Genomic DNA, 21,481 nt, shown 5'->3' with positions numbered 1-21,481 from the left:
TCCGAAGGATAGGGTGTTGGCGTGGATCGGATTGCGGATTGGTGGGACAGCTTCGAGCTGTGGATGGCGGGGCTCCCGTTCATCCCGCAGGTCGCGTTGGTCCTGGTCGTCGTCGTTCCGCTGTGCCGCCTGGTGGCCATCGGTCTGGATCGCGCGTTGGCCGCCGTTCTCGCTCTGCCGCTCTTCGGCTGGTTGCGTAGGAATTCTCGAGAAGTAGAGGAAAGCTGATGCCCCGCTCACGGGTCACTCTCGCCCTGATAGCCCTGATTCTCCTCGTGATCGTCGCGTGGCTTCTCACCCGTTAGTTCTCCCGATTAGAGCGGGCGCCGGTGCTCTGCTAAAGTCCACCGCGTGTCCGAAGCAACAGCTCCCGTAATCCGCCACCAGTTGGCGTTGATTGCTGTCGGCATGCTCGACGTCGCTGACGTCGCCTGTTGTTGATTTCCTGAGTTCGACCTCTCCGGTGGTGCTGCGCACCCCACTCGAACTTCTCTGCGCGTAACTCGCGCCCCCGATTCAGGGCTCATCGCCCGTCGGCTCTCCATGTCTGAACATCCCGATGGAATCAGCCCCAGAGGTCTCGGACTTGTCGTTTGACCAACCCTCGTTTGTCAGTCCTTTCAGGAAGGTATCTGCAATGAAACGCCGTTCCCGCACACTTCTCACTGCTATCGCGACCATGGGGGCCGTGGTACTCACAGCGTGCAGTGGTGGCTCGAGCGACACCGTGGGTGGTGACAGCGCCGCCAGCGACGGTAGCGCCGGCACGATCAACCTGTTCGCCTACGCCGTGCCGAAGCCTGGCTTCGACAAGCTCACCGCAGCCTTCCAGGCGACCGACGAGGGCAAGAACGTCAACTTCAATCCTTCCTACGGCGCCTCGGGCGACCAGTCGCGCAAGGTGAAGGACGGCGCCGAGGCAGACTTCGTCAACTTCTCCGTCGAGCCCGACATCACCCGCCTGGTCGATGCCGGTCTGGTCGATCAGAACTGGAACCAGGACGCCTACAACGGAATTCCGTTCGGATCGGTAGTCACCATCGTGACGCGTCCGGGGAACCCGAAGGGCATCAAGGACTGGGACGACCTGCTTCAGCCCGGCCTCGAGGTCGTCACGCCGAACCCGTTCAGCTCCGGCTCGGCCAAGTGGAACCTCTTGGCGCCGTACGCCGCCAAGAGCGACGGTGGCAAGAACCCGCAGGCGGGGCTCGACTACGTCACCGCCTTGGTCAACGATCACGTCAAGATCCAGCCCAAGTCGGGACGCGAGGCTTCGGAAGCCTTCCTGCAGGGCAGCGGTGACGTTCTGATCAGCTACGAGAATGAAGCACTGTTCATCGAAGGCAACGGCGACCCGGTCGAGCACGTCACCCCGCCCACGACCTTCAAGATCGAGAACCCCGTTGCCGTGATCTCGAACAGCAAGGTCCTCGACAAGGCGACCGCGTTCAAGGACTACCTGTACACGACCGAGGGTCAGACGCTCTGGGCCGAAGCAGGATTCCGTCCCGTTGATCCCGCCGTCGCTGCCAAGTTCACCGACAAGTTCCCCGAGCCGACCAAGCTGTGGACCATTGCAGACCTCGGCGGATGGAAGGCCGTGGACAGTGCTCTGTTCACCAAGGACACCGGTTCGATCGCAGTGATCTACGACAACGCGACCAAGTAAGACTGACGTGACTGACACTATTGACCCCACCCCCGTGGCTCGTCGGCGAAAACTCGCGCGGGTCACGGGGAGTGTGGGGCCGCTCGGAATCGGAGTGGCCACCCTGTGGCTCTCCGTCATCGTTCTGCTTCCGCTCGCCGCGTTGACCGCCACCGCGTTCGACGAGGGGATCTCCGGATTCTGGGACGCCGTCACCGCACCCGTCGCCTTGGCGTCGTTGCGCGTGACGTTGTTGGTCTCGGTGATCGTGGCATTGATCAACGTCGTAATGGGCACGATCATCGCGTGGGTGCTGGTCCGGGACTACTTCCCGGGCAAGCGCATCGTCAACTCGATGATCGATCTGCCGTTCGCGCTACCGACCATCGTGGCATCGATCGTGCTGCTGTCCCTCTACGGCCCGCAGTCACCGATCGACATCCATCTCAATGCAACTCAGCCCGGACTGATCGTGGCATTGGCCTTCGTGACCTTGCCGTTCGTCGTCCGTTCCGTGCAGCCGGTGCTGATGGAGGTCGACCGCGAAGTCGAGGAAGCCGCTGCGTCGTTGGGAGCTTCCAACTGGACGATCTTTCGCTCGGTTGTTCTCCCGACGTTGGCGCCTGCCGTCATCTCCGGTGCGGGCCTCGCGTTCGCCAGAGCGATCGGTGAATACGGCTCGGTCGTTCTGATCGGCGGCAACATCCCACGCGTGACACAGATGACGTCGCAGTACATTCAGCAGCAGATCGAGATCGATCGTCCGACCAACGCCGCTGCCGTCTCGGTAGCGTTGCTGGCCATCGCATTCGTGACGCTGTTCGTCCTGCGAATCTTCGCATCGCGGGGACAGCGACGTGAGGAGAGTTCCCGATGAACGTGTCCAGAGGATCGAAGATCGGTCTGCGGACCATCGCTCTCGTCTACCTGTTCGTGTTGCTGGTCGTGCCGATCGGTGTGATCCTGACGCGAACGTTCGAGAACGGAATCGGCCCGTTTCTCGAATCGATCACGACACCGGCAGCGATCTCCGCGTTGAATCTTTCGCTGATCATCGTGGCGATCGTGGTCCCGATCAACGTCGTGTTCGGTGTGGTCACCGCTCTGGCACTCGTGCGTGGTCGGTTCCCGGGCCGCGGAGTTCTGCAGTCGGTGGTCGACCTGCCCTTCGCAGTCTCGCCCGTCGTCGTCGGTGTGTCGTTGATTCTTCTGTGGGGTGCCAACGGTTGGTTCGGAGGCATCGAATCGTTGGGGTTCAAGGTCATCTTCGGGTTGCCAGGCATGGTGATCGCGACGATTTTCGTGACGCTGCCCTTCGTCGTCCGGGAAGTCGAACCCGTACTTCACGAGATCGGCGACGAGCAGGAACAAGCGGCCGCGACGCTCGGTGCCTCGGGCTGGCAGACGTTCTGGCGGATCACCTTGCCCGCGATCCGTTGGGGCCTGACGTACGGAATCGTGTTGACGGTGGCGCGTTCGCTCGGTGAATTCGGCGCAGTCATCATGGTCTCTTCCGGCTTCCCGGGGGTATCCCAGACACTGACGTTGCTGGTGCACTCGCGATACATCGACGACCACAACACCTTTGGTGCGTATTCGGCGGCAACGCTGCTGATGGGCATCGCCATCATTGTCCTGTTGCTGATGACGCTGCTGGACCGTAAGAGGAGCACCACATGATCACAGTGACCGGGGCCCGCAAGAACTACGGTGATTTCGCGGCGCTCGACGACGTGACGGTCAACATTCCCTCGGGTTCGTTGACGGCATTGCTCGGGCCCAGTGGCTCGGGAAAGTCGACGTTGCTGCGTTCGATCGCAGGGCTCGAAGAACTCGATTCGGGAACCATCACTATCGCAGGCAAGGACGTCACCGGCGTGTCGCCGCAGAAGCGTGACATCGGTTTCGTGTTCCAGCACTACGCAGCGTTCAAGCACATGACGGTGCGAGACAACGTGGCGTTCGGGCTCAAGATCCGCAAGCGCCCGAAGCCGGAGATCGAGAAGAAGGTCAACGAACTACTGGGGATCGTCGGCCTCGACGGCTTTCAGCATCGGTACCCCGCGCAGCTGTCCGGTGGTCAACGCCAGCGCATGGCGTTGGCGCGCGCTCTGGCGGTGGATCCGCAGGTGCTCCTGCTCGACGAGCCCTTCGGCGCCCTCGACGCGAAGGTCCGTGCCGACCTGCGCACGTGGTTGCGTCGCCTGCATGACGAGGTGCACGTCACCACCGTCCTGGTCACACACGACCAGGAAGAGGCTCTCGACGTCGCCGACCGCATCGCGGTGCTGAACAAGGGGCGGATCGAGCAGATCGGTGAACCTGCCGACCTGTACGACCGCCCGTCCAACGACTTCGTGATGTCCTTCCTCGGATCCGTCGCGAAGCTCAACGGGCAGTTGGTCCGTCCGCACGACATCCGCCTCGGCCGCGATCCGAGCATGGCTCTCGCGCAGGAATCCGGAACGGCCGAGTCGCTCGGCGTCACACGCGCAACAGTCGAGCGCGTCGTGTACCTCGGCTTCGAGGTTCGAGTGGACCTGCGCAACGAGGCAACCGGCGAGCTCTTCTCGGCTCAGGTCACGCGCGGTGACAGTGCAGCGCTGCACCTCGAGGCGGGGGAGACGGTGTACGCGCGTGCTACCCGGGTGCCGGATCTGCCGGAGACCCCGGTGTCGACGCCGGTGCAGGAGCCGGTCACGGTGAGCGTGGTCGGCCAGGTATGACCCGCTCGCCCTGTTTGACCTGTTGTACCCCCACTCCTGTTTGAGCGAACGGCACTTTCGGCCTCCTGATGGCGCCGAAAGTGCCGTTCGCTCAGAGCAGGTGGTCGGGCAACAGCGAGACGAGTTCAGCCCTCTCGGCAGACGAGGACCGGGCACTGGGCGTGGTGGATGAGGCTCTGACTGGTCGATCCGACTATCGACGCCATGAACGGGCTGCGGCCGTGGCTACCGACGACTACGAGTTGCGCTTCCGCCGAGTGCTCGAGCAGTGCCTTCATCGGTCCGCTGCGCTGGACACTGCGGGTGACTTCGACATCGGGGTACTTCTCCGTCCAGCCGGCGAGGCACTCGGACAGCAGTGCATGCTCATGCTGTTCGTACGGTCCCCAGTCGACGAAGCGCCTGGCTTCGGAGTACCCGCCCAGCGAGGCGTGCTCGTTCCACGTGTGGACCGCAACTAAAGGTGCGCCGAGGAACGCGGCAAATTCGAAGGCATGCGCGACGGCGAGTTCGCTGAGCTTGCTCCCGTCGACGCCGACGACGACGGGCCTGGTGTCGGCCATCGCGTGATCACCCGTACCGCGGAATACGGCCACGGGACAGTGCGCACGGTTGACCACCCGAATGGTGTCGGATCCGAGAAACACGGACTGCATTTCGCTGGTACCGGCCTGACCCAGTGCAACGATGCGAGCCGACTTCGAGAGTTCGACGAGTGTGGTTGCGGGAGTACCGGTCACGAGGCCACGTTCGACGGTGACGTCGGTGTGATCATCGCGGATGGCGTCCTCGGCCTCGTCGAGCAGTTTTGCACCCTCGACGCGAAGGTGGTGGTCGAACATCTCTTCGTCGGTGACGTTGGTACCGCCACCGGACTCGGGTTGTCCTGGCAGCACGTGGGTCAGGCGAAGTGGTTCGTCGAATCTCTTTGCAGCCGAAGCTGCCCACCTCGCGGCGTTGACCGCGCTTGCCGAGCCGTCGATACCGGCCACGATTCCGTGTCGAACAGATGCACTGGTCATGGAAGTCTCCTCGCGTCGCCTCCTTACCAGTGTGTCCCTGCTCACCCCCGGTTCGCTACAAACCGGTCAGCTCCCGTGGTGCGAGAACGTCGGTGGGCACTGCCGCGCGAGATCGACGCGGGCGCAACGACAACAGAGCGGTGATGAATCCGTTACCGGACAGTGTCAGTTCCACGTTCTTCAACACGGTTCGGCGCATCAACGCGAGCAGGGCCGCGACGCCGGTGACGGCCATCCACATAGGCAGCGGGTACAGCGTCAGGCGTTCACCAAGGCCGAAAGTGAGGGTTCGTCCGAGAAGCAGTACGGCACCGACGATTCCGGTAGCCGCGCACAGCCCTGACCACACTGCGATCCATTTGCTGTGCTTCCAGAATTGAATTGCCATGAGGACGAGAACGGCATGACGTGCGACGAAGCCGGGAAGTACGGCGGTCCAATGAACGAAGGTCCCGTCGTTCGCCGGGAAGAGGCCGGTGGCCGCGGTGCTCAATGCAACGACGACGGCAAGACCGAGAATCCACTTCTTCGCACGACCGTCCGGAATGTACTTGTGCAGCAAGGCCGCACCGAGGATGGTGAGCGCACCGAGGATCATGAAGGCCGCGTTCATCACGTCGTGCATCGGCGAACATGAATCCACGCTGCATGTCGTCACGCCCAGCGAACTGATGGAGTCGCGCGCGAAGCTGTACGGCGTCTTCCATGCTCCGGCTGTGAAGATTTCGACAAGCAGGTAGAGCACCGACAGGACCCATGCGATGCCGGCTGTGCCGAGGCGAAGATTGTGAGTGATGGTGTTCCCTCTCGCGGCGCTCTGAGGGGATTGCACCCAAAGATCTGTTTCGCAGGCGAAGGAGGTACCTTCGCGAGCTGGACAGATCCAACACTACGGTAACAATCTGATAACGGCCTGTGAAACCGAATCAGGCGGAGCGGACCAGACGGCCGGGTAGTGCATCAGCGACTTGTCGGTAACGGTCGATCATCGTTTCGATCAGTAGAGAGTGCCCACCGATCGTGTCGGCGAAACGCGCGCGCGGACATGCAGTTGCTGCGGCAGCGCTGAGTCGATCGGTCAGTAGGCCGGGAGCCAAGAACCACGGCGCGACGACAACACGTTCGGCGCCGTCCTGCTCGAGTGCGGAGATCGCCTGGGCAACTGTCGGTTCCGCGGATGTCGCGAAACAGATTCGAACGCCCGACCAGTTGGTTCCGCCGAGGAGAGTGGACGCCAATTCTGCGGTCGCGGCATTGGCGCGCGCATCGGACGAGCCGACTGCCGCAAGAGCGACACCGACCGACGGATCGTCCGGCCGGGCACCCGCTTCGAGAATTCGCTCGCGTACTGCCTCGATCAGCCGAGCATCGCGACCCAGTACGTCTGCTTGGAACACGGTCAACTGGGGGTGGCGTGTCGCGGCAGCGGCCAAGAGTCCGGGCAGATCTACCCGGGCGTGGAAGGCATTGCCCAGCAGCATCGGAACAACAACGGCGTGAGTGTGGCCGTCGTGTGCAACCCCGTCCAGGACCTGATCGATGGACGGTGCATTGAGGTCGAGAAACGCCAGCCGGACATCGAGGTCTGGCCGGACTTCACGAAGAGCTGCCACAGCAGCCGCGATCACCCGAGCAGAACGGGGATCACGGCTACCGTGCGCAACAGCGATGAGCGGAACCATCGACTTAGACGCGCTCGCCCAATTCGACAGCGGAAATGACGTCGCCCACCAGGCCGGCTGCGAGAGTGTTTCCACCAGCGGGATCGATCAGCAGGAAGCTGCCGGTGTGGCGGTTGACGGCGTAGTCGTCAGCCACGATCGGCTCGGCCACCCGGATGGAGATCTTGCCGATCTCGTTGAGCTCGAGAGTGTCCGGGCCCTGATCCGTGGTGAGGTCCTGCTCGTTGAAGCGTTCCACCAAACTGCCCACGATGGCCTGCGTCGTTCGCGTGCCGTGCTTGAGCAGCAGACGTGCACCGGGGCGCAGCGACTTCTCGGCCAGCCAGCAGACAGTGGCGTCGAATTCGCCGATCGGCTCGGGTGCGTCGGACGGCGATGCGATGGTGTCGCCGCGAGAGACGTCGACGTCGTCGGCCAGGATCAGCGTGACGCTGCGTCCGGCGTGGGCGACGTCCAGTTCGCCGTCGGCCGTGTCGATACGTGTGACGGTGGTGCGCGTACCCGAGGGCAGGATCACCACTTCGTCGCCGGGCACGACGGAACCTGCAGCGACCTGACCGGCGTAGCCGCGGTAGTCGAGGAACTCTGCGGTGCGGGGGCGGATCACGTACTGCACCGGGAAACGCAGACCGACGCGATGTGGCTCGGCGTCGACCGGAATTGACTCGAGGTGCTCGATCAGTGTGGGGCCGGTGTAGTACGGGGTCTTGTCGGAGCGGATGGCGACGTTGTCACCGTGCAGTGCCGACACCGGGATCTCGACGACGTCTTCGCTTGCCCAGCCAAGTGAGCTGGTGAGTTCGTTGAACTCGGCGGAGATCGAGGTGAAGACCTCTTCGGGGTTCTCGACGAGGTCGATCTTGTTCACGGCGAGAACGAGCTTCGGGACACCGAGCAACGCGAGAACCGCTGCGTGCCTGCGAGTCTGCGCGATGACGCCCTTGCGAGCATCGACCAGCAGGATCACGAGCTGAGCCGTCGAGGCACCGGAGACAGTGTTGCGGGTGTACTGCACGTGGCCCGGTGTATCGGCGAGCACGAAGGTGCGCTTGGGGGTCGCGAAGTAGCGGTACGCCACGTCGATCGTGATGCCCTGCTCACGCTCGGCGCGCAGTCCGTCCACCAGGAGCGAGAGGTCAGGGGTGTCGAGACCGCGGTCCACCGACGCACGGGTCACGGCGTCGATCTGGTCGGCGAGAACGGATTTCGTGTCGTACAACAGGCGGCCCACGAGGGTGGACTTTCCGTCGTCGACGCTGCCGGCAGTTGCCAGTCTGAGCAGATCGCTCATCAGAAGTAGCCCTCTCGCTTGCGGTCTTCCATGGCCGCTTCGGAAACTCGGTCGTCGCCACGGGTCGCGCCGCGCTCGGTCAAACGTGATGCCGCAACCTCGGCCAGGATGGCCTCGTTGTCAGCGGCATCGGAGAGAACAGCACCGGTGGTCGAACCGTCGCCGACGGTGCGGTAACGCACCGAAAGGGTCTGCAGCTCTTCGCCGTCAGCCGGTCCACCCCAGACGCCGGGCGTCATCCACATGCCGTCGCGCTGGTACACCGGACGCTGGTGGGCGTAGTAGATGCTGGCGAGTTCGACGTTGTCGCGGGCGATGTAACGCCAGATGTCCAGCTCGGTGAAGTTGCTGAGCGGGAAGACGCGCACTTGCTCGCCGGGGGAGTGGCGACCGTTGTACAGGTTCCACAGTTCCGGGCGCTGCTTCTTGGGGTCCCACTGACCGAAAGCGTTGCGCAGCGAGAAGATCCGCTCCTTGGCGCGGGCCCGCTCCTCGTCGCGGCGAGCGCCACCGAAGACGGCGTCGAAGCGGTTCTCGGAGATCGCGTCCAGCAACGGCACGGTCTGCAGAGGATTGCGGATACCGTCGGGACGCTCGGTGAGGCGGCCGTCCGCGATGTACTCCTCGACGCTGGCCACGTGCAGGCGCAGGTTGTACTTGGCCACCACGTGGTCGCGGAAGTCGAGGACTTCCTGCAGGTTGTGGCCGGTGTCGACATGCAGCAGGGTGAACGGCAACGGCGCAGGCCAGAATGCCTTGATCGCCAGGTGCAGCAGCACGGTGGAGTCCTTACCGCCCGAGAAGAGAATGACCGGGCGTTCGAACTCGCCGGCCACCTCTCGGAAGATGTGGATCGCTTCGGACTCGAGGGCATCGAGAGTATCGAACTGTGTGCCGTCGAGCTGAGGCCGCGAAGGTGTCAAGTCAACTGTCATGATGCGTGCAACCCGCATTCTGTCTTGGAGGCACCGGCCCAACGACCGCTACGCGGATCGCTGCCGGGGGCTGGCTTGCTGGTGCAGGGTGCGCAGCCGATGGACGGATATCCCTCGTCGACAAGGGGATTGACGAGGATGGAATTGGTATCGATGTAGTTCTGCATCTCCTCGTCCGACCAGGGAGCGATCGGGTTGATCTTCACGAGTCCGAAGGCTTCGTCGAAGGAGATCAGGGGAGCGTTGGCGCGGGTGGGCGCTTCGACGCGGCGGATGCCGGTCACCCACGCGCTGTACCCGGACAGTGTCTGCTTGAGCGGCGCGACTTTGCGTAGTGCGCAGCAGCGGTTGGGATCACGGGCGAACAGATCCTTGCCCTCGGCGACATCCTGCTCGGCGACGCTTGCCAGCGCACGAGCGTTGATGACGTTGACGCCGTACACCTGCTCGACCGCGTCACGCGTGCCGATGGTTTCGGGGAAGTGGTAGCCGGTGTCGAGGAAGAGTACGTCGACGCCCGGATGCACCTGTGCGGCAAGGTGAACCAACACCCCGTCCTGCATGTTCGACGCCACGATGTACGAGTCACCGAACGTGTCCTCGGTCCACTGCAACAGTTCCTGTGCGCTGGCTCCGTCGAGTTCTATTGCACCGCGCTCGGCGATGGACCGAAGCTCGTCGGCAGTTGCTCGCGAAATGTCCACTGTCATCGCAAATCTCCTTCGTCTGCGCGCACTGCCCATTCGGCGAACCGTTCACCTTCGTTGCGGTTCTTGACGAACTGACGTACGACGCGGTCGATGTAGTCACCCATCTCGACGCTGGTGACCTTGTGCTGGCGCAGCTTGCGTCCGAAGGCGCTGTCGAATCCGAGGCTGCCTCCCAGGTGAACCTGGAAACCCTCGACTTGATTCCCCTCACCGTCGTCGACGAGCTGGCCCTTGAAGCCGATGTCGGCGATCTGCGAGCGAGCGCAGGAGTTGGGGCAACCGTTGATGTTGATGGTGATCGGCACGTCGAGCTGGCTGTTGATGTCGGCAAGACGCTGTTCGAGTTCGGGCACGAGCACCTGCGAACGCTTGCGGGTCTCGGCGAACGAGAGCTTGCAGAACTCGATGCCGGAGCAGGCCATCAGGTTCTTGCGCCAGTGCGACGGACGGGCGGGAAGACCCAGCGCGTCGAGATCGGCGATGAGCGGCTCGAGCGTCTCGTCGGCGACGTCGAGGATGATCAGCTTCTGGTACGGAGTGAAGCGGATCCGGTCGCTGCCGGCCTTCTCGGCGGCGTCGGCGACCTGAGCCAGGATGTCTCCCGAGACGCGGCCGGCGATCGGAGCGAAACCGACTGCGTTGTGGCCGTTGCGGGTCTTCTGGATACCGACGTGATCGATCGGGCGCTTGGGCTTCTCGGGCGCGGGGCCGTCGATGAGCGGACGCTTCAGGTACTCGGTCTCGAGAACCTCGCGGAACTTCTCGATACCCCAGTCCTTGACGAGGAACTTGAGCCTGGCCTTCGCGCGCAGACGGCGGTAGCCGTAGTCACGGAAGATCGAGACGACGCCCTCCCAGACATCGGGGACCTCGTCGAGCGGAATCCAGGCGCCGACGCGCTGCGCCAGCATCGGGTTGGTGGACAGTCCGCCGCCGACCCAGAGGTCGAGGCCCGGGCCGTGCTCGGGGTGGTTCACGCCGATGAAGGCGATGTCGTTGATCTCGTGAACAACATCCTGCTGACCGGAGATAGCGGTCTTGAACTTGCGCGGCAGGTTGGAGTACTTGGGGTCGCCGATGTAGCGGCGCACGATCTCGTCGATCGCCGGGGTGGGATCGAGGACCTCGTCGAGCGATTCGCCGGCCAGGGGAGAACCGAGGACGACGCGAGGGCAGTCACCGCACGCTTCGGTGGTCTTGAGTCCGACGGCTTCGAGGCGCTTCCAGATCTCCGGAACGTTCTCGACCTCGATCCAGTGGAACTGGACGTTTTCGCGGTCGGACAGGTCGGCGGTGTTCCGGCCGAATTCCTTCGAGATACCGGCGATGGTGCGCAACTGCTCGACGTTGAGAGCGCCGGCGTCGCAACGCACGCGCATCATGAAGTACTTGGCCTCGAGCAGGTCGATGTTCTCGTCGCCGGTGAAGGTGCCGTCGTAGCCTTCTTCGCGCTGGGTGTAGAGACCCCACCAGCGGAAGCGGCCGCGAAGGTCGCCCTTGTCGATGCTGTCGAATCCCTGCTTGGAGTAGATGTTCTCGATGCGGGCCCGAACGTTGAGCGGGTTGTCGTCCTTCTTGGCCTGCTCGTTGGCGTTGAGCGGCTCGCGGTAACCGAGGGCCCACTGACCTTCGGCGCGACGCTTGGCGGGACGCGCAGCGCGTGCAGGCCGGGCTTCGGCAGCTGCTGCCGAATCGGCGGGTGTGGCGGCGTCGGTGGTCGACGTCATCGATGAACTCCTGGATCTGGGCGGTTGATCGGCACGCGGCACGCACTATCGATGAACTGTGGCGGTGTCTGATCGGGACGCACCGGTCCGTGTCGGAAATCGAGGGGGCTGTCCTCGGTCTCGGAAAGCTCGCGGCCGGCAGGTGTGCTCACGAAAACGAACAGCTGGAGAAGCTGCGTCCCTGAAAAGGCATGTCTCTGCAGAGAGTGTTTCGGTGAAGCAGATGGAGATGAGCGGGAAAGGCTGGAAGATCAGTGAAAGATCAACAGCTACACAGGTGCAGACACGACGAGCTGCACACACGCTTGAAGTCGACATGGCGACGCGCCACAAGTCGCACTCCGAGTCCGGTCATGCGGACCATTGTGCCACGTCAACTCGATAATTCCGACTCGGGTGCGTATTTCCACGAAAAACGGGGGAAATATCGAGTTCAAGCCGTACGCCGACCTGCATCGCAGGCTGAATAGGTGTGCGTTCCGGATGCTGGGACACTGGAGGCGTGAATGCCACCAGCACGACTCCCACTCGACAGAGCGAGGCGACGCCCTTCGCCCTGCCCGCGCGATCGCTCGAGGGTGTCGGGAAACGGCCGTTCGGGATCTACATCCACGTCCCGTTCTGTGCCACCAGGTGTGGGTACTGCGATTTCAACACCTACACGGCCGGAGAGCTCGGAACTTCCGCCTCGCCGCAATCGTGGTTGGAAGGTCTGCGGCGCGAACTCGATCTCGCGGCCGAGATGACGGGCGCCCCGGCGGCGGAGACCGTGTTCGTGGGCGGTGGAACGCCGTCGCTGCTCGGTGGTGACGGATTGTCCGACGTGCTGTCGGCGGTGCGGAGCAGCTTCGGCCTGGCGTCCGGCGCCGAAGTGACCACGGAATCGAACCCCGAATCGACGTCGCCGGAGTTCTTCGGTGCTCTCCGCAGCGCTGGATTCACCCGGATTTCCCTCGGCATGCAGTCGGCCGCCCAGCACGTTCTGAAGATCCTCGACCGCACGCACACCCCCGGTCGCGCCGTCGCTGCCGCGAAAGAGGCTCGCGCAGCTGGTTTTTCGCACGTGAATCTCGATTTGATCTATGGAACCCCGGGGGAGCGCGATCAAGACCTGGACGCCTCACTCGATGCGGTCCTTTCCGCCGATGTCGATCACGTCTCGGCCTACGCGTTGATCGTCGAGGACGGCACCGCCATGGCTCGCAAGGTCAGGCGCGGCGAGCTGCCCGCCCCGGACGACGACGTGCTGGCCTCGCGGTACGAACGAATCGATTCACGCCTGTCCGAGGCAGGCTTGCGGTGGTACGAGGTCTCCAACTGGGCAAAGGCGGAAACCGCGGACTCCGGTGACACCCGGTGTCGTCACAACCTCGGCTACTGGGACGGCGGTGACTGGTGGGGTGCCGGTCCGGGCGCGCACAGCCACGTCGGCGGAGTGCGGTGGTGGAACGTCAAGCACCCGGCGCGGTACGCGGAACAGTTGGCGCTCGGCGAACTTCCCGTCGGCGGCAGCGAAGAACTGACCGCCGAGGACGAACACATGGAGCGAGTCATGCTGACCGCACGGTTGCGTACGGGACTTCCGTTGTCGGAACTGTCTGCATCCGAACGTCTTTCGGCCGAACAGGTGGTAGTCGACGGGTTGGCCGTGATCGAGAACGATCACGTGGTTCTCACCGACCGTGGTCGCCTGCTCGCCGATGCGGTGATTCGCACGATCCTGACCTGACGCGCAACCATCCTTCGCCGCGTAATGTGGCCGTGGTGGCCATCATTCATCGTGCGCAGCTGAATCCGTCCAAGAACGACCTGCTCCGAGCGTGGGTGCCCAAGCAGCCGTGGCTCGGGTCGGTCGACTGTTCGACGCTCGAACGCGTCGACGCCTATCGTTTCGACGACCCGGACGGCGAGGTCGGAATCGAGACGCACCTGATGCGCTCTGCCGACGGTCGAATTCTTCAGGTCCCGCTCACTTATCGTGGTGCTCCGCTGGACGTGGCGGACGCCGCACTGATCGCGACCATGGATCATTCGGTACTCGGCGAACGGTGGGTGTACGACGCATGCTGTGATCCGGTCTACGTCAGCGCGGTGGCGACCGCGATTCTGACCGGTGGGGCCGGAGTCGAACTGGTCTTCGCGGACACCGCCGATCGCATCCCCGTGACGGCTCACGTAGTAGGCAGCGGTACGGCCGGCGCTTCCGTACCGGCAGTCGAATCCGTGACCTGCTCGACAGTCGGCACCGACACGATCATCAGCGCGGGAGATCTGGAATTGACCGTGGTGAGAGTGATCGACGCAGATCGAGTGTCAGGCTCGGCGACGCTCACCGGAACCTGGCCGGGGCAAACGACACCTGCGTTGCTCGTGACTATCGCCTGAGCGTCAGCGGACTCCCTCGATGACACCGGGCATCGCGTCGAAGTCGAAGACACGCGCGTGCAGCACGACGCGGTTTCGCAGGGCCGAACGAACCGCTCGGTGCAGACCGTCCTCGAGGTAGAGAGTGCCGCGCCACTGCACTGCGTGCGGGAACAGATCGCCGTAGAAGGTCGAGTCCTCCGACAGCAGGCGATCGAGTTCGAGGACCTTCGTGGTGGTCACGATCTCGTCGAGTCGAACCTGACGTGGAGGGAACTTCGACCAGTCGCGTAGAGACAGTCCGTGATCGGGATACGGTTTGCCGTCCATCACGCCTTTGAAGATCATGTGCCGCCTTGTCCATGGTTGTGCGATCGACCTTTCGCCGATCTCACTCCACAGTAAGGGCAACAGCCGTCTCTGGCGCTCGGGCGATTAGACTGCCAGTGGAAACCGATGTGTAAATGTCGGTGTTCGTTCTTTTCAGGAAACGGAGGTGGCAACGATGTCGAGTACCGACGACAGGCGTTTCGAGGTCTTACGTGCAATCGTGGCCGATTACGTCTCCACCCAGGACCCGGTGGGATCCAAGGCACTGGTCGAGCGTCACAACCTCGGAGTGTCGAGCGCCACTGTGCGCAACGACATGGCATTCCTCGAGGCCGAGGGCTACATCGCCCAACCGCACACCAGTTCCGGCCGCGTCCCCACCGACAAGGGATACCGCGAATTCGTCGATCGCATCGCCGACGTCAAGCCCATGTCCGGGCCCGAGCGTCGAGCGATCCTCGAGTTCTTGGAGTCGGGTGTCGATCTCGACGACGTTCTGCGCCGCGGTGTGCGACTGCTCGCGCAACTGACCCGTCAGGTCGCGGTTGTCCAGTACCCGTCGCTGTCCGCGTCGTCGGTTCGCCACCTCGAGGTGGTCGCGTTGACGCCGGCGCGCCTGCTTCTCGTTCTCATCACCGATTCCGGCCGCGTCGATCAGCGAATCGTCGAACTCGGAGACGTCCTCGAAGACGAAGACCTTTCCCGGTTGCGCACGCTTCTCGGCGGAGCACTGGAAGGCAAGCGCCTGGCCGCCGCGTCGATTGCCGTGGCGGAACTGGCCGACGAGTCTCCGGCCGACCTTCGCGACGCCGTGATCCGCTCGGCAACGGTTCTGGTCGAGACCCTGGTCGAACATCCGGAAGATCGTCTCGTTCTGGGCGGAACCTCGAATCTCACGCGCAACGCCGCCGATTTCTCCGGTCTGGCCGGCTTCCCCGGTTCGCTGCGCGCTGTGCTCGAAGCACTGGAAGAGCAGGTAGTGGTCCTCAAACTGCTCGCTGCGACGCAGAACTCCGGCACGGTCACCGTTCAGATCGGTGAAGAGACGCAGGTCGAACAGATGCGCGGAACCTCTGTGATTTCGACTGGCTACGGCGCGGCCGGTACCGTTTTCGGTGGTGTCGGTGTGCTCGGACCCACTCGGATGGACTATCCGGGAACAATTGCATCGGTTGCCGCCGTTGCCAGATACATCGGCGAAGTTCTCTCCGAGCGATGAAGGACGTCGACATTCGTCGGCACGCCTCCTCGCGAGGACTGAGGAAAACCTAGAAGTAAGAGAAGGACGAGAGACTCAACGTGGCACGGGATTACTACGGATTGCTCGGCGTCGACAAGAACGCGACAGACCAGGAGCTCAAGCGCGCTTACCGCAAGCTGGCACGCGAACTGCACCCGGACGTCAACCCTGACGAGGCGGCGCAGGCCAAGTTCAAGGAGATCTCGACGGCCTACGAGGTCCTGACCGACCCGGAGAAGCGTCGCATCGTCGATCTCGGCGGAGACCCGCTCGAGTCCGGTGGTGGCGGCGGTGGTGGCTTCGGCGGCGGATTCGGTGGCGGCGGCCTCGGCGACGTCTTCGAAGCATTCTTCGGCGGCGGTGGCGGCGCAGGTCGTGGGCCGCGCGGTCGCGTTCAGCCCGGAGCCGACTCGTTGCTTCGCACCAAGCTGACCCTCGCAGAATGTGCGACGGGAGTCAGCAAGCACGTGACCGTCGAGACGGCCATTCTGTGCGACAGCTGCACCGGAGCCGGAACCAACGGCGACTCCAAGCCTGTCCGCTGTGAGACCTGCAACGGTGCCGGCGAAGTTCAATCCATCCAGCGCTCGTTCCTCGGTCAGGTCATGACCTCGCGTCCCTGCCCGACGTGCCGCGGTGCCGGTGAGACCATCCCGGATCCCTGCCACAAGTGTGGCGGCGACGGCCGAGTTCGGGCCAAGCGTGACATCACCGTGAAGGTTCCCGCGGGCGTCGCCGGTGGCATGCGCATCCGTTTGACCGCGCAGGGTGAAGTGGGCCCGGGTGGCGGACACCCCGGCGACCTCTACGTCGAGATCGTCGAGCAGCAGCACGATGTCTTCGTTCGAGACGGTGAAGACCTGCACTGCACGATCCGCGTTCCGATGGTCGACGCAGCGCTCGGTACGACTGTCACCGTCGACACCATCATCGACGGACCCAAGGAAATCACCATCGAGCCAGGCACCCAGCCCGGACACGTTGCTGTTCTTCGCGGTCATGGCATGCCGAAACTGCGGTCGGGAGTGCGCGGCGACGTGCACGCTCACCTCGAGGTGGTCATCCCGAGCCGTCTCGATCACAAGCAGTCCAAGCTGCTCAAGGAATTCAAGCTGCTCCGCGATCGCGACGAGGCCGAGGTTGTCTCGACGGCCTCGCAGAACAGCGGTGGATTGTTCTCGCGTCTTCGCGAAGCATTCAGCGGCCGCTGACGGTGGCCGCAACGGTCTTCTTTCTCGACCCGGTTCCCGGCGTCGGTGAAATCGCAGTTCTGGACGGACAGGAGGGTCGCCACGCGGCCACTGTCCGCCGGATCGGCGTCGGCGAGCGATTGGTGTTGGCCGACGGCCGTGGCCGGGTAGCCGACGCCGAGGTGACGAGCGTCGGCAAGGACCGCCTGGAACTGTTGGTCAGTGACGTTCAGGTTCTCGAGCAGCCCAAGCCGTTGGTGACCCTCGTTCAGGCACTTCCCAAGGCCGAGCGTTCCGAGTTGGCCGTCGAACTGGCGACCGAGGCGGGGATCGACGCGGTGATCCCGTGGCAGTCCTTGCGTTGTGTCGCCAAGTGGGAGGGCCCCAAGCTCGCCAAGGGCGTCGCACGCTGGCGAAGTGCGGCAGTGTCTGCGGCAAAGCAGTCCAGACGCGCGTTCGTCCCGGAAATTGCGGAACTGCACAAGACGCCGGCGGTGATCGCGTTGGTTCGTGACGCCGTTGCCCGTGGCGCTGTGGTTGCGGTGCTTCACGAATCGGCGACGACGCCGTTGGCCGGTTTGCCGCTGGCGAGCGCGGACGAGGTATTTCTGGTTGTCGGTCCCGAAGGTGGGCTGGACGATTCGGAGATCAGCGCGTTGTCGGAGGCCGGGGCCACTCCGGTGCTTCTCGGCCCGACGGTCCTGCGCACGTCGACCGCCGGGGCTGTTGCTCTGGGCGCGATCGGAGTGCTGACCGATCGCTGGGGACCACGGCCACTGCACTGATCTTGTTGTGATCCCGAGCTGAATCGGATCCGGCGCTCAGCGAAGTGTCAGATTTGCGCACTATCGTAAAGACGTCGGGGGTCGCCTTCGGCGTGAGTTGGTTCGGGGATTTCAGGAGGCCAGATGTTGTCACGTGCGCATATGCGAATCGTTGGAGCGGTGTGTGCCGCGGCGGCGTTGATGCTCGTCGCGGGGTGCACGGTCTCCACCGGAGACAACACGGGTTCCTCCAGCAGCGCCGTCACCACTACTCCGACCAGCGAGGCGCTCGTCACCGTCACACCGGCGGACGGCGGAACTCCGGTGAGTCCACTCGACCCCATCGAGGTCCAGGTCGCGAAGGGAACACTGACGACCGTCGCGCTGACCAATCCCGAGGGTAAGGAAGTCGCCGGTATCACCACGCCGGACAAGACGTCCTGGAAACCGAGCGAACCACTCGGATACGGCAAGACTTACAAGCTGGTCGTCGACGCCGTCGACGCGAACGGTGTTGCCACGACCAAGAACACGACGCTGACCACCGTCGCGCCGAGTAACCAGACCCGGGCGTACATCAACACCACCGGTGGCGCCTCGATATCGGACGGTGGCACGTACGGTGTCGGCACCGTCGTCGCCGTTCATTTCGACGAGTTGATCGGTGACAAGGCCGCGGCCGAGAAGTCTCTGCTGGTCACAACCAATCCGCCCGTACAGGGATCGTGGTACTGGGTCGACGGTCAGAACGTTCACTGGCGACCGCAGAACTACTACGCACCAGGCACGACGGTCTCGGTGAACGCGAACATCTACGGCAAGCAGCTCGGCAACGGACTGTACGGCCAGCAGGACGACACCGTGTCCTTCAAGATCGGCGACTCCCACGTCTCGGTCGCCGACGACAACACCAAGATGGTGACCGTCTACGAAAACGGTCAGGTGATCAAGGAAATGCCGACCTCGATGGGAATGGGCGGCACCGAGACGATCGGCGGCACGACGCTCTCGTTCTGGACCCAGCCCGGCACGTACACCGTGATGGACAAGGCAAATCCCGTCATCATGGATTCGTCGACCTACGGTCTGCCGATCAACTCGCGCCTGGGCTACAAGGAATCCATCAACTGGGCCACCCGCATCAGCACGGACGGTATCTATCTTCACGAGTTGGAGAGCACCGTCTGGGCGCAGGGAAACACCGACACCTCGCACGGTTGCCTCAATCTCAGTGCGGCCAATGCCAAATGGTTCTTCGATTTCTCGCAGCCGGGAGATGTCGTCGAGATCAAGAACACCGGCGGCGCTCCGCTGGAGGTGTGGCAGAACGGCGACTGGACCCTTTCCTGGGCAGACTGGGCCGCAGGCAGCGCCCTCGCCTGAGATAGATTTCCTCGGTGCCTCGATTCAAGATTCCGTACGGCCGACACGAGCAGCAGTTCGGGCATCTCTACGTTCCCGACGGAGTCGTTGACGGCCCGATCCCGGTCGTCATGCAGATCCACGGCGGCTTCTGGAGCGGGCAGTACGGATTGACTCTGGGCACCGCATTTGCTGTCGAACTCGCGCGGCACGGCGTCGCGGTGTGGAACATCGAATACCGCCGTCTCGGGGCGGGCGGTGGTTGGCCGGAGATGTCCGCCGACGTGAAAACGGCATACGACGAAATCCCCGGACTGGTTGCCGCGAAGTCCTCGGCCGAATTGGATCTGAATCAGATTCGCTTGCTCGGGCATTCGGCCGGAGGACATCTTGCAGTGTGGCTGGCGGGGGAGAAGGACACGTTCACCCGGCCTGAACGGGTCATCGCCCAGGCGGCCGCACTCGATCTGGCGTCGGCAGGCGAGCGTGGACGACGGATCAGCTTCATCGAGGATCTGTTCGGCGTTCCGTTCGACGCGGACCCGGATCTGTATCGCAGTGCGTCGCCGCAGCATCGATTGCCGATCGGCGTCCCCGTTGTGTGCGTTACGGGTGCGGAGGACCTGCAGGTGCCGGCCAAGGTGAGCTCCCGGTACGCGAAAGCCGCGGAAGCGGCTGGTGATCCCGTGTCACTGCGTGTGATCGAGGGCGAAGGACACGACGCATTTCTCTCACCCTCGACCGAGTCGTGGCGGGTCTCCCGCGAGTTGGTTCTCGCCGAAGACCCGCTGGCTCCGAGCACGTCAGACTGACGCGGGGTCCACTTCCACAGGGGCCTTCTTGCCCGGCAGGATGAACGCCACGACAACTGCCCCCACGAACAGTGCAAGACCGCCCGCCCAACTGGCCGCCGAAATCGCGTCGGCGTAGGCACTGCCTGCGGCGTCGAGCAGCGGCCCTGCCTGAGCTGCAGCCAACGGGTTGCCTGCCATCTCTTCGGCGACCAACGAAGCGCCGCCGACGGATTCGCCCGACACCTCCATCGCGTACGCAGCCTGTTGTGCAAGTTCGCCCGTCAACTGCGGAACCTGCATTCCATTGATGAATCCGGCAATCGAATCCTTGTAGCTCGCAGCGAGGATCGAGCCGAGGATCGCGATACCCAGCGAGCCGCCGAGTTCGATGGCGGTGTCGTTGAGGCCACCCGCAGCACCGAGATCGTCCTCGGAGAAGTTGTCCATGATGGCGTCGGTGGCCGGCGGTTCGCTGAGACCGATGCCCAGGCCGAGCAGGATCAGTGGGACTGCGAACATCCAGTAGCCCGAATCGCCGTCGACCTGCGTGAGAATCAGAACGCCGATCGCGGCGACCACCATGCCGCCGACGATGGATGCCCGGACGCCGATCAGCGGAGTGATCCGCCCACTGACAACGGCGCCGATCGAGACGGCAATTGCCAAGGGCAGCAGACGAACACCGGTTTCGAGTGCGCCGTAGCCGAGGATGAACTGGAACTGCTGTGAGATGAAGTAGATGGCGCCGAAGGCGGCCAGGAACAGCAGAAGTACGGCGAGCGTCGCGCCGCCGACCATGCGCTGGCCGAGCTTACGGACGTCGAGCAGTGGCTGCGGGTGACGCAGTTCCCAGACGACGAACGAGACGAGGCCGATCGCAGCGAGTACGGCGGCACCGATGGGTCCGCCGGTCCACCCGAAGTGGAATCCGTTGATGATCGAGTACACGAGCGAGCCAATGGTGACCACCGAGAGTGCGCCGCCGATCCAGTCGATCCGGCCCAGGTGCTCGGCCTTGCTCGGCGGCACCAGAATTACGGCGGCGACGGCAGCGACTGCGGCGATCGGGACGTTGATCAGGAAAGTGATGCTCCAGGAATGACTGTCGAGAATCCATCCGGCCAACAGCGGACCGAGTGCAATCGCGAGACCCGATGTCGCCGCCCACGCCGCGATGGCGCGTGATCGCTCCGCTTTGGGAAAGGTAGCGACCAGAAGCGAAAGCGTCGCGGGCATGATGATCGCGGCGCCGACGCCCATGATCATTCGTGCCGCGATGACGGCGTTGGTGGTGTCCGCGATGCTGCCGAAGACGGCGCCGCCGGCGAACACGGCGAGTCCGGCGAGAAGTGCGCCGCGGCGACTGTACTTGTCACCGATCACGCCGAACAGCAGCATCAATGCGGCGTAGGGAACGGTGTAGCCGTCGATGACCCATTGAAGTTGCGTGCTGGTGAGGCCGAGGTCTCTGGTCATGTCCGGCGCCGCGACGATCAGCGCGGTATTCGCCATCACGACGATCAGCAGACTCAGGCACAACACCCCGAGCGCGGCCCACCGCCGTGAGTACGGCTGGTCCATCTCCGAGACAGGTTTGCTCATGAGTGTCGTCATGACGCGACTCCGTTCCTGATGATCGAAGACACTCCTCGATCTATTTGCACACTGATGTGTAAGTTAATAACTTGCACACCGA

General features: G+C 63.6%; 22 protein-coding genes. 13 read left to right on the top strand and 9 right to left on the bottom strand.

Going from position 1 to position 21,481, the window contains the following annotated elements; genetic code table 11:
- Window positions 1-21 precede the first annotated feature (21 nt).
- From RHP72_RS18005 to RHP72_RS17980, 6 genes are all read left to right on the top strand, one after another.
- Window positions 22-228 carry a hypothetical protein gene (locus tag RHP72_RS18005; RefSeq protein WP_311093653.1) on the top strand — a complete coding sequence of 69 codons (207 nt, stop codon included), beginning with the start codon at window positions 22-24 and terminating at the stop codon, window positions 226-228.
- 123 nt (window positions 229-351) lie between these two features.
- Window positions 352-441: an Ms4533A family Cys-rich leader peptide gene (locus RHP72_RS18000; RefSeq protein ID WP_309599318.1), complete on the top strand. Its 90-nt coding sequence runs from the start codon at window positions 352-354 to the stop codon at window positions 439-441.
- Window positions 442-637: 196 nt separating this feature from the next.
- Window positions 638-1,669 carry a sulfate ABC transporter substrate-binding protein gene (locus tag RHP72_RS17995; protein ID WP_003944569.1) on the top strand — a complete coding sequence of 344 codons (1,032 nt, stop codon included), beginning with the start codon at window positions 638-640 and terminating at the stop codon, window positions 1,667-1,669.
- Between the two features lie 7 nt (window positions 1,670-1,676).
- A complete protein-coding gene (gene cysT / locus RHP72_RS17990; RefSeq protein WP_283377248.1) occupies window positions 1,677-2,525 on the top strand; it encodes a sulfate ABC transporter permease subunit CysT in 849 nt (282 codons plus the stop codon).
- A complete protein-coding gene (gene cysW / locus RHP72_RS17985; protein WP_003944503.1) occupies window positions 2,522-3,328 on the top strand; it encodes a sulfate ABC transporter permease subunit CysW in 807 nt (268 codons plus the stop codon). The genes cysT and cysW overlap by 4 nt, the downstream gene beginning before the upstream one ends.
- A complete protein-coding gene (locus tag RHP72_RS17980) occupies window positions 3,325-4,374 on the top strand; it encodes a sulfate/molybdate ABC transporter ATP-binding protein (RefSeq protein ID WP_007731046.1) in 1,050 nt (349 codons plus the stop codon). The genes cysW and RHP72_RS17980 overlap by 4 nt, the downstream gene beginning before the upstream one ends.
- A 125-nt stretch (window positions 4,375-4,499) precedes the next feature.
- Here the strand turns inward: RHP72_RS17980 and RHP72_RS17975 are convergent, their stop codons facing one another.
- The 7 genes from RHP72_RS17975 to RHP72_RS17945 form a co-directional block, all read right to left on the bottom strand.
- Window positions 4,500-5,396 (bottom strand): universal stress protein, encoded by an 897-nt coding sequence (locus RHP72_RS17975; RefSeq protein ID WP_064689230.1) that lies wholly within the window; start codon window positions 5,394-5,396, stop codon window positions 4,500-4,502.
- Between the two features lie 55 nt (window positions 5,397-5,451).
- A complete protein-coding gene (locus RHP72_RS17970) occupies window positions 5,452-6,228 on the bottom strand; it encodes a DUF998 domain-containing protein (protein ID WP_030536614.1) in 777 nt (258 codons plus the stop codon).
- Between the two features lie 94 nt (window positions 6,229-6,322).
- Window positions 6,323-7,078 carry a sirohydrochlorin chelatase gene (locus RHP72_RS17965; RefSeq protein WP_081558035.1) on the bottom strand — a complete coding sequence of 252 codons (756 nt, stop codon included), beginning with the start codon at window positions 7,076-7,078 and terminating at the stop codon, window positions 6,323-6,325.
- A 4-nt stretch (window positions 7,079-7,082) separates the two neighbouring features.
- Complete coding sequence (locus RHP72_RS17960) at window positions 7,083-8,369, bottom strand: sulfate adenylyltransferase subunit 1 (protein ID WP_020969973.1); 1,287 nt, start codon at window positions 8,367-8,369, stop codon at window positions 7,083-7,085.
- Entirely contained in the window at window positions 8,369-9,304 is a 936-nt protein-coding gene (gene cysD / locus RHP72_RS17955; RefSeq protein ID WP_007731054.1) for a sulfate adenylyltransferase subunit CysD, read from the bottom strand. The genes RHP72_RS17960 and cysD overlap by 1 nt, the downstream gene beginning before the upstream one ends.
- The gene (locus tag RHP72_RS17950; RefSeq protein WP_047270796.1) at window positions 9,301-10,014 is read right to left on the bottom strand and encodes a phosphoadenylyl-sulfate reductase; all 714 of its coding nucleotides are present in this window, start codon (window positions 10,012-10,014) and stop codon (window positions 9,301-9,303) included. The genes cysD and RHP72_RS17950 overlap by 4 nt, the downstream gene beginning before the upstream one ends.
- A complete protein-coding gene (locus RHP72_RS17945) occupies window positions 10,011-11,741 on the bottom strand; it encodes a nitrite/sulfite reductase (protein WP_042450188.1) in 1,731 nt (576 codons plus the stop codon). Before RHP72_RS17945 ends, RHP72_RS17950 begins: the two co-directional genes overlap by 4 nt.
- A gap of 502 nt (window positions 11,742-12,243) precedes the next feature.
- Here RHP72_RS17945 and hemW point away from each other — a divergent pair.
- Window positions 12,244-13,470: a radical SAM family heme chaperone HemW gene (hemW, locus tag RHP72_RS17940; RefSeq protein ID WP_042450186.1), complete on the top strand. Its 1,227-nt coding sequence runs from the start codon at window positions 12,244-12,246 to the stop codon at window positions 13,468-13,470.
- A 35-nt stretch (window positions 13,471-13,505) separates the two neighbouring features.
- Window positions 13,506-14,126: a CG0192-related protein gene (locus RHP72_RS17935; RefSeq protein ID WP_311093651.1), complete on the top strand. Its 621-nt coding sequence runs from the start codon at window positions 13,506-13,508 to the stop codon at window positions 14,124-14,126.
- Between the two features lie 3 nt (window positions 14,127-14,129).
- Here the strand turns inward: RHP72_RS17935 and RHP72_RS17930 are convergent, their stop codons facing one another.
- Window positions 14,130-14,453: a type II toxin-antitoxin system VapB family antitoxin gene (locus RHP72_RS17930; protein ID WP_003944521.1), complete on the bottom strand. Its 324-nt coding sequence runs from the start codon at window positions 14,451-14,453 to the stop codon at window positions 14,130-14,132.
- Between the two features lie 157 nt (window positions 14,454-14,610).
- Between RHP72_RS17930 and hrcA the strand changes: the two genes are divergently transcribed.
- The 5 genes from hrcA to RHP72_RS17905 all read left to right on the top strand — a co-directional run bounded on the left by hrcA (window position 14,611) and on the right by RHP72_RS17905 (window position 19,803).
- Window positions 14,611-15,654 carry a heat-inducible transcriptional repressor HrcA gene (hrcA, locus tag RHP72_RS17925; protein WP_003944583.1) on the top strand — a complete coding sequence of 348 codons (1,044 nt, stop codon included), beginning with the start codon at window positions 14,611-14,613 and terminating at the stop codon, window positions 15,652-15,654.
- A gap of 80 nt (window positions 15,655-15,734) precedes the next feature.
- A complete protein-coding gene (gene dnaJ, locus RHP72_RS17920) occupies window positions 15,735-16,886 on the top strand; it encodes a molecular chaperone DnaJ (protein WP_003944460.1) in 1,152 nt (383 codons plus the stop codon).
- 2 nt (window positions 16,887-16,888) lie between these two features.
- Complete coding sequence (locus tag RHP72_RS17915) at window positions 16,889-17,650, top strand: 16S rRNA (uracil(1498)-N(3))-methyltransferase (protein WP_003944495.1); 762 nt, start codon at window positions 16,889-16,891, stop codon at window positions 17,648-17,650.
- Window positions 17,651-17,773: 123 nt separating this feature from the next.
- Window positions 17,774-19,012 carry an Ig-like domain-containing protein gene (locus RHP72_RS17910; protein WP_003944568.1) on the top strand — a complete coding sequence of 413 codons (1,239 nt, stop codon included), beginning with the start codon at window positions 17,774-17,776 and terminating at the stop codon, window positions 19,010-19,012.
- A gap of 14 nt (window positions 19,013-19,026) precedes the next feature.
- A complete protein-coding gene (locus RHP72_RS17905; protein WP_050654648.1) occupies window positions 19,027-19,803 on the top strand; it encodes a S9 family peptidase in 777 nt (258 codons plus the stop codon).
- Here RHP72_RS17905 and RHP72_RS17900 read toward each other — a convergent pair.
- Window positions 19,795-21,399 carry an MFS transporter gene (locus RHP72_RS17900; protein WP_007731066.1) on the bottom strand — a complete coding sequence of 535 codons (1,605 nt, stop codon included), beginning with the start codon at window positions 21,397-21,399 and terminating at the stop codon, window positions 19,795-19,797. The genes RHP72_RS17905 and RHP72_RS17900 overlap by 9 nt on opposite strands.
- Window positions 21,400-21,481 lie beyond the last annotated feature (82 nt).

Source organism: Rhodococcus sp. SG20037, assembly GCF_031763325.1.
GTDB lineage: Bacteria > Actinomycetota > Actinomycetes > Mycobacteriales > Mycobacteriaceae > Rhodococcus_F > Rhodococcus_F qingshengii.
The sequence above is the reverse complement of the archived record's forward strand: the minus strand, read 5'-3'. Positions and strand labels throughout refer to the sequence as shown.

Coding starts and splice junctions, on each gene's coding strand:
- RHP72_RS17960 (WP_020969973.1), bottom strand. CDS start 8,369: ATGAGCGATCTGCTCAGACTGGCAACTGCCGGCAGCGTCGACGACGGA.
- RHP72_RS17950 (WP_047270796.1), bottom strand. CDS start 10,014: ATGACAGTGGACATTTCGCGAGCAACTGCCGACGAGCTTCGGTCCATC.
- RHP72_RS17975 (WP_064689230.1), bottom strand. CDS start 5,396: ATGACCAGTGCATCTGTTCGACACGGAATCGTGGCCGGTATCGACGGC.
- RHP72_RS17910 (WP_003944568.1), top strand. CDS start 17,774: ATGTTGTCACGTGCGCATATGCGAATCGTTGGAGCGGTGTGTGCCGCG.
- RHP72_RS17945 (WP_042450188.1), bottom strand. CDS start 11,741: ATGACGTCGACCACCGACGCCGCCACACCCGCCGATTCGGCAGCAGCT.
- RHP72_RS17930 (WP_003944521.1), bottom strand. CDS start 14,453: ATGATCTTCAAAGGCGTGATGGACGGCAAACCGTATCCCGATCACGGA.
- RHP72_RS17965 (WP_081558035.1), bottom strand. CDS start 7,078: ATGGTTCCGCTCATCGCTGTTGCGCACGGTAGCCGTGATCCCCGTTCT.
- RHP72_RS17900 (WP_007731066.1), bottom strand. CDS start 21,399: ATGACGACACTCATGAGCAAACCTGTCTCGGAGATGGACCAGCCGTAC.
- hrcA (WP_003944583.1), top strand. CDS start 14,611: ATGTCGAGTACCGACGACAGGCGTTTCGAGGTCTTACGTGCAATCGTG.
- cysW (WP_003944503.1), top strand. CDS start 2,522: ATGAACGTGTCCAGAGGATCGAAGATCGGTCTGCGGACCATCGCTCTC.
- RHP72_RS17995 (WP_003944569.1), top strand. CDS start 638: ATGAAACGCCGTTCCCGCACACTTCTCACTGCTATCGCGACCATGGGG.
- RHP72_RS17980 (WP_007731046.1), top strand. CDS start 3,325: ATGATCACAGTGACCGGGGCCCGCAAGAACTACGGTGATTTCGCGGCG.
- cysD (WP_007731054.1), bottom strand. CDS start 9,304: ATGACAGTTGACTTGACACCTTCGCGGCCTCAGCTCGACGGCACACAG.